At 64.5% G+C, this 6239-nt stretch carries 6 protein-coding genes and 1 tRNA gene; 4 read left to right on the top strand and 3 right to left on the bottom strand.

From position 1 onward, the window contains the following. Positions 1-133: 133 nt before the first annotated feature. Positions 134-223, bottom strand: a tRNA-Ser gene (locus RBB31_RS18945). 195 nt (positions 224-418) lie between these two features. Further along, entirely contained in the window at positions 419-1516 is a 1098-nt protein-coding gene (gene ychF / locus RBB31_RS18940) for a redox-regulated ATPase YchF (RefSeq protein WP_306130822.1), read from the bottom strand. 175 nt (positions 1517-1691) lie between these two features. Between ychF and trpA the strand changes: the two genes are divergently transcribed. From trpA to RBB31_RS18920, 4 genes are all read left to right on the top strand, one after another. Beyond that, positions 1692-2483: a tryptophan synthase subunit alpha gene (trpA, locus tag RBB31_RS18935; RefSeq protein WP_306130821.1), complete on the top strand. Its 792-nt coding sequence runs from the start codon at positions 1692-1694 to the stop codon at positions 2481-2483. A gap of 223 nt (positions 2484-2706) precedes the next feature. Continuing rightward, on the top strand, positions 2707-3870 hold the full coding sequence (locus RBB31_RS18930) for an alpha-hydroxy acid oxidase (RefSeq protein ID WP_306130820.1): 1164 nt from the start codon (positions 2707-2709) through the stop codon (positions 3868-3870). A 65-nt stretch (positions 3871-3935) separates the two neighbouring features. Continuing rightward, positions 3936-4604, top strand: a complete 669-nt coding sequence (locus tag RBB31_RS18925; RefSeq protein ID WP_306130819.1) for a DUF998 domain-containing protein — start codon at positions 3936-3938, stop codon at positions 4602-4604. Positions 4605-4755: 151 nt separating this feature from the next. Beyond that, the gene (locus RBB31_RS18920) at positions 4756-5442 is read left to right on the top strand and encodes a 50S ribosomal protein L25/general stress protein Ctc (protein ID WP_306130818.1); all 687 of its coding nucleotides are present in this window, start codon (positions 4756-4758) and stop codon (positions 5440-5442) included. A 24-nt stretch (positions 5443-5466) separates the two neighbouring features. Here the strand turns inward: RBB31_RS18920 and RBB31_RS18915 are convergent, their stop codons facing one another. Then, on the bottom strand, positions 5467-6174 hold the full coding sequence (locus RBB31_RS18915; RefSeq protein ID WP_306130817.1) for an FkbM family methyltransferase: 708 nt from the start codon (positions 6172-6174) through the stop codon (positions 5467-5469). Positions 6175-6239: the final 65 nt, after the last annotated feature.

Raw genomic sequence — 6239 nt, 5'->3', positions numbered from 1 at the left:
GTGGGTCTGGGGTTTGGTACTCCGCTGCAATCTGCCGGATCACACTTCCACCCCGGCAGGGGGCGTAAGATTAGTGCCGGAATAGTGCTGGATTTTAGAGACCCAGGTATTACCCAATAAAAACAAGGTATAATGGCGGAGACGAAGGGATTCGAACCCTCGAAACGGTCTCCCGTTTACTCCCTTAGCAGGGGAGCGCCTTCGACCACTCGGCCACGTCTCCGCCGACGCGTATAGCCAAGCAAACCTGGGGATTACAAGGCGATTCTGCCCGCCGGGCGAAAAACCTTCCTACGCTCGAAACCCGGCGCTGGCCGCCGCCACGCGCGCGGACCAGGCGACAGGCGCCCGATGGTCCTTCCTGCAAAAGGCCCGCGCCGCGTTGCCATCCGCGCCCGATCCGGCCTGCGCCGGCGCCTCAGGTATTGAAAAGAAAGTGCAGCACATCGCCGTCCTTGACGACATACCCCTTGCCCTCGGCCCGCATCTTGCCGGCTTCCTTCGCCGCCTGCTCGCCGCCCAGCGAGACGAAATCGTCATAGGCGATCGTCTCGGCCCGGATGAAGCCCTTCTCGAAATCCCCGTGGATGACGCCCGCGGCCTGCGGCGCCGCCGTGCCGGTGCGGATCGTCCAGGCCCGCGCCTCCTTGGGGCCGACCGTGAAATAGGTCTCCAGATGCAGAAGGTCGTAACCCGCCCGGATCAACCGGTCGAGACCCGCTTCCTCCAGCCCCATCTCCTCCAGGAACATCGCGGCTTCCTCGGCATCCAGCTGGCTGATCTCCTCCTCGATCTGGGCCGAGATGTTCACATGCGCCGCGCCCTGCTCTTCGGCCATCTTGGCCACGGCCGCGGAATGATCGTTGCCGTCCGCCGCGTTCGCCTCGTCCACGTTGCACACGTAAAGGATCGGCTTCGAGGTCAGCAGCTGCAGGGTCTTCCACGCCTTGGCGTCCTCGGCATCCACCTCGACCAGCCGCGCGGGCTTGCCCTCTTCCAGCATCGCCTGCGCCGCGGCCAGCAGACGGTCCGCCTGCACCGCCTCCTTGTCGTTGCCCTTCAGCTTGCGCACCAGCCCCGCGCGCCGCTTCTCGATGCTCTCCAGGTCGGCCAGCATCAGCTCGGTCTCGATCACCTCGGCATCCTCCACCGGGTTCACGCGCCCCTCCACATGCGTCACGTCGCCATCCTCGAAACAGCGCAGCACATGGGCAATCGCGTCCACCTCGCGGATATTGGCCAGAAACTGGTTGCCCAGCCCCTCGCCCTTGCTGGCGCCCTTCACCAGCCCGGCGATATCGACAAAGGTCATGCGCGTCGGGATGATGGATTTCGACTGCGCAATCGCCGCCAGCTTGTCCAGCCGCGCATCGGGCACCGCCACCTCGCCCACATTGGGCTCGATCGTGCAGAACGGAAAATTCGCCGCCTGCGCCGCCGCCGTCCGGGTCAGCGCGTTGAACAGCGTCGACTTGCCCACGTTGGGCAGCCCCACGATTCCCATCTTGAAGCCCATGATGCACCTCTTTGCTCTCGTTCCGGCGCCTTCTATGCCCAAGCCGCGCCCAGCGCAACGCCCCGCTTTTTCTTGCTTCAAATACTCATTTCCGGCGTCTGCCACACACACATCCCATTGCATTTCCGCGCCGCATTCGCCAAACCATGCCGGAACATCACGACGGGACCGCGACATGACACGCATCGACGCCAAATTCGAAGAACTGCGCAACGCGAACAAGAAGGCCTTCGTGGCCTATGTCATGGCTGGCGACCCCGATTTCGACACCTCGCTCGAAGTGGTCAAGGGCCTGCCCGCCGCCGGTGTCGACATCATCGAGCTGGGCCTGCCCTTCACCGATCCCATGGCCGACGGCCCCACCATCCAGCTCGCCGGCCAGCGCGCGCTCGAAAAGGGCATGACCCTGCAGCGCACCCTCGACATGGCCGCCGAGTTCCGCAAGGGCGACGACACCACGCCGATCGTGCTCATGGGCTACTACAACCCGATCTACAATCGCGGGGTCGAGACCTTCCTGAAGGACGCGAAAGAGGCCGGCATCGACGGCCTCATCGTGGTCGACCTGCCGCCCGAGGAAGACGACGAGCTTTGCATCCCCGCGCAGAAGGCCGGGCTCAACTTCATCCGCCTCGCCACCCCCACCACCGATGACAAGCGCCTGCCCAAGGTGCTGACCAACACCTCGGGCTTCGTCTACTACGTCTCGATCACCGGCATCACGGGTGCCGCCGCCGCCGAGGCCGCCGATGTCGGCCCCGAGGTGAAACGCATCAAGTCGCAGACCGACCTGCCCATCGTGGTCGGCTTCGGCATCCGCACGCCGGAAAGCAGCCGCGAGATCGCCTCGGTGGCCGACGGCTGTGTCGTGGGCTCGGCCATCGTCGGCAAGCTGGCCGACGGCGAAAGCCCCGCGCAGGTGCTCGACTTCGTCAAGGGCCTCGCCGACGGCGCGCATTCCGCCTGAGGCGCCCTCCCGCCGCGCGGCGCGTTAAACCTTTCACGCAACAGTTTCGCTGCGCCGCGGCGGTGCACGCCCGGTGCACGCGGGGTGCACGCATGTCACCCCCCTTCTGCCGCCCTTCCCGGCGGCGTTAACCTCTTCCGCGCAGGACGGTGCGCCGCATGGACAAGCCGCCCCGATCCGGGCTAGTGGTCATAAAACCTGACCAAAGCCCGAGCCTTTGCCCATGCCCGTCATCACCAATATCGACGACCTGAAAAAGATCTACCGCCGCCGCGTGCCCAAGATGTTCTTCGACTACGCGGAATCGGGCAGCTGGACGGAACAGACCTTCCGCCAGAACTCCAGCGATTTCAGTGACATATACCTGCGCCAGCGCATCGCCGTGGACATGTCGAACCGCTCCACCGCCAGCCGGATGATCGGCCAGGACGTGTCGATGCCCGTGGCCCTCGCCCCCGTGGGCCTGACGGGGATGCAACACGCCGATGGCGAGATCAAGGCCGCCCGCGCCGCCGAAGACTTCGGCGTGCCCTACACGCTCTCGACTATGTCCATCTGCTCGATCGAGGACGTGGCGGCCCACACGCAAAAGCCGTTCTGGTTTCAGGTTTACACCTTGAAAGATAACGATTTTATGCAGCGGCTTTTCGACCGGGCGAAGGCCGCCAAGTGCTCGGCCGCCGTCATCACCGTCGACCTGCAAGTGCTGGGCCAGCGCCACAAGGACCTCAAGAACGGCCTCAGCGCGCCGCCTAAACTAACTGTTAAGTCCATTGCCGACATGATGACCAAGGTGCAGTGGGGCCTCGGCATGCTGGGCACCAAGCGGCGGTTCTTCGGCAACATCGTCGGCCACGCCAAGGGCGTCTCGGACCCCTCCTCGCTCAGCTCCTGGACCGCCGAGGCGTTCGACGAGGCGCTCAACTGGGACCGCATCCGCGAGTTTCGCAAGATGTGGGACGGCCCGCTCATCATCAAGGGCATCATCGACCCCCGCGATGCCCGCGAGGCGCTGAACGTGGGCGCCGACGCCATCGTCGTGTCCAACCACGGCGGCCGGCAACTGGACGGCGCGCTCTCGGCCATCCGCGCCCTGCCCCAGATCGTGGACGCCGTCGGCGACAAGATCGAGGTGCATTTCGACAGCGGTATCCGCTCGGGCCAGGACGTGCTCAAGGCCATCGCCCTCGGCGCCAAGGGCACCTATATCGGCCGCGCCTATGTCTACGGCCTCGGCGCCATGGGCCAACAAGGCGTCACCCGCGCGCTGGAGGTCATCCACAAGGAGCTCGACGTTTCCATGGCCTTCTGCGGCCACACCGACATCAACAAGGTCGACAGAGATATCCTTATGATACCAAAAGATTTTTCCGGCGACTGGCAGTAACTCCGGAACGTCCCCGTCCTCGATCGCGTTGACCTTTCATGACGGCGAAGGGGGGCGCGAGCCGGATGGCACGACTTCACAGGGAAGATTTCGATCCGGCGCACCGCAAGCGTCCGGTCTTCATGATATTCCTGGGCCTTCTCGGCATTGCCGGCTGTCTCTGCCTCATCCTGGGAACGCTCGTCGCGCCATTCTACGTGCCGGACTACAACTGGTGGTCGGACACCGTCAGCGACCTGGCGGCGGGCGATTCGGAAATCATCATGGACGTGGCGCTCTACGGTTTCGCCACCGGCATCATGGCCACCGCCCTGGCCGCGTCGCATGATCACCTGGGCGAGTCCGGCTGGTCCATCGGCGTGCTCAGCCTCGCCGCCATCGCGGGAATCGTCGTTATCGTGGGCGCCCGCAACGAATACGGCGACGGCGACCAGGACGGCGTCGTGATCCACATCTATCTGGTCTACATGCTGGGCGCGCTATTCGCCCTTGTCCCCGCCACCATGGCCAGCGCCCTGCGCCACGTCGCGCCGAAGTCGGCGCGCGCCATGATCGCGCTTGGTGCCATATGGGTCGTTCTCGTCCCGGTCTTTCTGACCATGGGCACCCGGTGGGACGGCCTGGTCGAGCGCATCATGGGCCTGGCCGCCACCGGCGTCATCACGATCCTCAGCCTGGTCGCGATCCGCAATGGCCGCAGGTGCTTCGACGATCCCGAACCGGGCCGGAACTGACGCGTCCGGCATGACCCGCGACCTGCGGTCGGAAAACCCGCAAAACCTTGCATATTTGGTCTTTTCAAGCCGCCCTTAATCCTCTAAAGCGACGGCTTCACGCGGGGCTACAGCCTTGGAGGAGCCCCGCCTTTGCATATGGAGAACACACATGGCTGGAGAAATTCCTGATCTTCACGCCCAGGAACGCACGGGGACGGGCAAGGGCGCCGCTCGTGCTGCACGCCGCGACGGCATGGTTCCGGGGATCGTATTCGGGGGCGACGTCGAACCGCTGCCCATCAACATTCCGTTCAACGTCCTGTTGAAGCGGCTGAAACAGGGCCGGTTCAAGTCCACGCTCTTCAACCTCAAGGTTGACGGGCACGACGATGTCCGCGTGATCTGCCGCGACGTTCAGCGCGACGTGGTCAAGGACCTTCCGACCCACTTCGACCTGATGCGCCTGCGCCGCACGACCCAGATCAACCTCTTCATCCCCGTTGAATTCATCAACGAGGACAAGTGCGAGGCGCTGAAAACCGGCGTGCTGACCGTCATCCGCAACGAGATCGAACTCGTCGTGACCGCCGGTGACATCCCCGAAAGCATCACCGTCGACCTCAGCCTGATGGAAAACATCGGCGACACGATCACCATCAGCCAGATCGAGCTGCCGCAGGGCGCCAAACCCACGATCACCGACCGTGACTTCGTGATCTGCAACATCGCGGCTCCGTCGGCGCTGAAATCCGACGCCGAGGACGAAGACGAAGACGTCGCAGCCGACGAGGTTCCGGCAACCGAGCAGGAAGCCGGCCCGGACAGCGTCGAGGAAGCAGAAGGCGGCGAAGAGTAAGCTCTTCTCCCAATTGCGAAAACATCAGCGCGAGGGTCCCGGCCCTCGCGTTTTTTTTGTGTGGCGCAACCGGCGAAAGCACAGGATCCGCCCACGCGACGGCCCCGGATCATAGGTCAGCCCCGACTGCGACATGCAATCCACGATCTGCTTGATCACCCGGTCGGGATACTGGTTGGGGTGCAGTTCCATCATCACCACCCGCACGTGCTCGGGCCAGGGTGCATCGAACAGATGCTGCTCTGCCCCCTCCACGTCCATGATCACAAGGTGCGGCCGGTGCTTCTTCAGCAATCCTGCAAGCGGCAGCATCGGCACCGTGACCAGCTTTTCGGCGTCCGCCTCCTCGTCCGCGATCCGACCCGCCCAGAACACCTTCTTGGGATCGAACGCGATCTCGTCTCCATCGCCCTCGCCGGTCACCGCCCCGTGGATCAGCCGCGTCGCCTGATATCCGTTGCGGTCAAGGTTGGCGCGAATGACCGGCAGCATCGCCGGGTTGGCCTCCACCGTCACCACGTTCCCGGCGCCCGCGACGCCCGCGCAGATCGACGCGATGTATCCCACGCCCGCGCCCAGCTCAAGCACGCGCATCCCCTCGCGCAGGCGCATCTGCGCCGCCTGCGCCTCGTGCGCCTCGTAGGTCCCGCTTGCCAGCTTGCCCGCGACCCGCTCGTTCAGCATCTCGTCGGGCACCACCAGCGTCACACCGTTCACCGCGTATTCGCCCATTTCCCCTGCCCCTGCCGGTCTTGTTGATTCCGCGCGCTGCGCCGCGTAGACCATCCTCATCAAAG

Source organism: Roseovarius sp. MMSF_3350 (assembly GCF_030733425.1).
Classification (GTDB): domain Bacteria; phylum Pseudomonadota; class Alphaproteobacteria; order Rhodobacterales; family Rhodobacteraceae; genus Roseovarius.
Note: the sequence above shows the minus strand (reverse complement) of the source record. Positions and strands in the feature narration are given on the sequence as shown.

What these genes read in the sequence shown, in the direction of transcription:
- ychF (WP_306130822.1), bottom strand. Translation starts at nt 1,516, where the DNA reads ATGGGCTTCAAGATGGGAATCGTGGGGCTGCCCAACGTGGGCAAGTCG.
- trpA (WP_306130821.1), top strand. Translation starts at nt 1,692, where the DNA reads ATGACACGCATCGACGCCAAATTCGAAGAACTGCGCAACGCGAACAAG.
- RBB31_RS18930 (WP_306130820.1), top strand. Translation starts at nt 2,707, where the DNA reads ATGCCCGTCATCACCAATATCGACGACCTGAAAAAGATCTACCGCCGC.
- RBB31_RS18925 (WP_306130819.1), top strand. Translation starts at nt 3,936, where the DNA reads ATGGCACGACTTCACAGGGAAGATTTCGATCCGGCGCACCGCAAGCGT.
- RBB31_RS18920 (WP_306130818.1), top strand. Translation starts at nt 4,756, where the DNA reads ATGGCTGGAGAAATTCCTGATCTTCACGCCCAGGAACGCACGGGGACG.
- RBB31_RS18915 (WP_306130817.1), bottom strand. Translation starts at nt 6,174, where the DNA reads ATGGGCGAATACGCGGTGAACGGTGTGACGCTGGTGGTGCCCGACGAG.